The sequence below is a fragment of the Blastomonas sp. CCH1-A6 genome (assembly GCF_001556365.1).
Classification (GTDB): domain Bacteria; phylum Pseudomonadota; class Alphaproteobacteria; order Sphingomonadales; family Sphingomonadaceae; genus Blastomonas; species Blastomonas ursincola.
The window spans coordinates 1-2,478 of sequence record NZ_LSIS01000035.1 but is presented as its reverse complement, the minus strand read 5'-3'; the positions used below and the strand labels follow the sequence as shown (position 1 = coordinate 2,478).

Below are 2,478 nucleotides of genomic sequence, written 5' to 3'. Positions count from 1 at the left end.
GGCGGGGGTCCCGCTACTGACGCAGAGGGTTGAAGACGAAGCGGGATTCCCGCTTTCGCGGGAATGACGATATAGCTGCGGCGAGGATTTACCGCGAAGCGAGCTTGCGCGCGAAGAACACCGTGACCGCCTGACTCACCGATTCCGCGATACGCTTGCGATAGCTGGGGGAATTGAGCAGCGCGATGTCCTCCTCGTTGCTGACATAGCCTGTCTCGAGCAGGACCGACGGCACATCGGGGGCTTTCAGCACCATCAGCGAGGCGAAACGGTGGGAATCGGTGCGAAAGTTCATCTTCGCCTCGCCTTCGCGCCGCAGCAGCCGCGCGAAATCGGCAGAGAGGTTCATCGTCTCGCGCTGGGTCAGGTCGATCAGGATCGACGATACGTCCGACGGCGCATCGGCGAGATTCACGCCGTTCAGGATGTCGGCCTTGTTCTCGCGCGCGGCGAGCCGGGCTGCCTCGCGATCCGAGGCGACCTCGGACAGCGTGTAGATGGTCGCGCCGCGCGCGGTCTGCGAGGCGGCGGCATCGGCATGGACCGAGATGAACAGATCCGCGCCGAGGCGGCGAGCGATGCCATAGCGCTCCTGCAGCACCAGGAAGGTGTCGCTGTCGCGGGTCAGCGCAACGCGCACGCGTCCCGTCTTGAGCAGCTCGTCGCGGATGGCGCGGGCGACCTGCAATGTGACCTTGCTTTCGCGCGTTCCGTCATGCGGGCTGATCGCGCCCGGATCGTGGCCGCCATGCCCCGCATCGATCACCACCAGCGGGCGGCTGTCATCCTTGGGCCCTTCGATCCTGGGCAGCGGCGGCGCCTTGCTCGGCTTGGGCAGCGGAATGCGCACGCTGTAGCGGCGCTGCGGCGGTTCCGCGCGGAAATTGGCGGGCGGCACGAACGACTGGCGCGGGGCATTGAGAACGCCAACAAGGTCGGACGATCCAAGCTCCTTGACCGACAGGGTCAGGCTCCGGCCATCTTCGGAGAAGGTGCCTGCGCTCACCATCGCCGGCCGATCGAGATCGAGCACGATCCGCGCGGTATCGCTGTCGAACTGGGCCATGCGGACGTTGCGGAACAGGCCCTGCTGGGTCAGCGCATTGGCGCGCGCGGTTGCGCCCTTGATGTCGATCGCGATGCGGTCGGGGCCGCTCAGGACGAAGCTGCTGGCGCTTTCTATCGGATCGTCGAAGTGCAGCACCACCTGGTTGGCGCGGATTTCGACATTGGAGACCTCGCCCGCCTGAACGGGCATGGTGCATGCCATCGACGCGCAGATGGAGGTCAGCCACAGCATGGCCCTGTTATGCCTCCGGCGCGAATGTCCGGTCCAGTGCAATTTCATGATTCCCGGATTCCTGCCTGATCGCTTGATGAAGGCAGGATTAGGGTTAAGCGGGAAAAACCCTGTGAAACGACCTGGTTAACAGGAATTTCAGCATGAATCGGCAAGACCGGGCATGGGCAACATACGCTATTGCACCGTGTCCCCGTTCAATAACGGCCGGGTGGTCGTGCGGTTGAGCTTTTTGTTGCTGTATTGCGCGGGCGATGCTAGCAAAGCCTTGCGGCTCATTGGCTTGACGGTCATCGCCCGCACTCACTGACAGCATTGCGGCCCCGATTGCCGCAGATGCCGTATCACCAGGTTGACGCTTTATGGGTTTGAATACCGCCTTTTCCGCCACCCCGCTTCCGGGCGGTTGGCTGCGGAAAAGCGACGCGGCCAGTGCGCTTGACGCCCTGCAAACCCGTTCAGCAGACACAATCCTTATCGAACAAACCCGTTTGCGCAGCGCCCCCCTGATCGGGAGCGCCAGCGCCATAACAGACAGAAGCGCAGCGACCCGGCCGGTTCCGCCCGGTGCGCGCGCACGGAGAATATTGAATGACAACGCGCATGTTGATCGATGCGCGCCACCAGGAAGAAACCCGGGTGGCGGTGCTCAAGGGAAACCGGATTGAGGAATTCGACTTTGAATCTGCCGAACACAAGCAGATCAAGGGCAATATCTATCTCGCCAAGGTTACTCGCGTAGAACCCTCGCTGCAGGCGGCTTTCGTCGATTATGGCGGCAACCGGCATGGCTTTCTCGCCTTCTCGGAAATCCATCCCGACTATTACCAGATCCCGCGCGAGGACAAGATCGCGCTGCTTGCCGAAGAGGCCCGCCACGCGCGCGAAGAGGCTGAAGCACTCGCCGCCGAGGAAGAGGAAGATGACGCCGCCGGTCGCGGTGGCGAAGAAGGCAGCTATGACGACGGATTGTCGGACGAGGGCCTGATCGAGACCGACGAAGAACCGATCCGTGCCGAGACGCTTTCGGGCGACAATGACGGCGATTCCGACAGCGACGAAGGCGAGAGCGAAAGCGAAAGCGAAGCCGAAGAATCGCGCGAGAATAACGGCAATGGCCGCAATGGCGGTCGTCGCCGTCGTCGCGATGGCCGTGGCGGTAAGGCCAAGGCCAGCGA

General features: G+C 63.0%; 2 protein-coding genes. One reads left to right on the top strand and one right to left on the bottom strand.

Annotated features, from left to right (window positions below):
• Positions 1-88: 88 nt before the first annotated feature.
• The gene (locus AX735_RS01715; protein ID WP_171007841.1) at positions 89-1,300 is read right to left on the bottom strand and encodes an N-acetylmuramoyl-L-alanine amidase; all 1,212 of its coding nucleotides are present in this window, start codon (positions 1,298-1,300) and stop codon (positions 89-91) included.
• Between the two features lie 591 nt (positions 1,301-1,891).
• Between AX735_RS01715 and AX735_RS01710 the strand changes: the two genes are divergently transcribed.
• The coding region (locus tag AX735_RS01710) for a S1 RNA-binding domain-containing protein (protein ID WP_156447385.1) at positions 1,892-2,478 on the top strand (587 nt) is incomplete at its 3' end.

Excerpts from the sequence above, each read along its gene's own strand:
- AX735_RS01715 (WP_171007841.1), bottom strand. The coding sequence starts at position 1,300 with ATGCTGTGGCTGACCTCCATCTGCGCGTCGATGGCATGCACCATGCCC.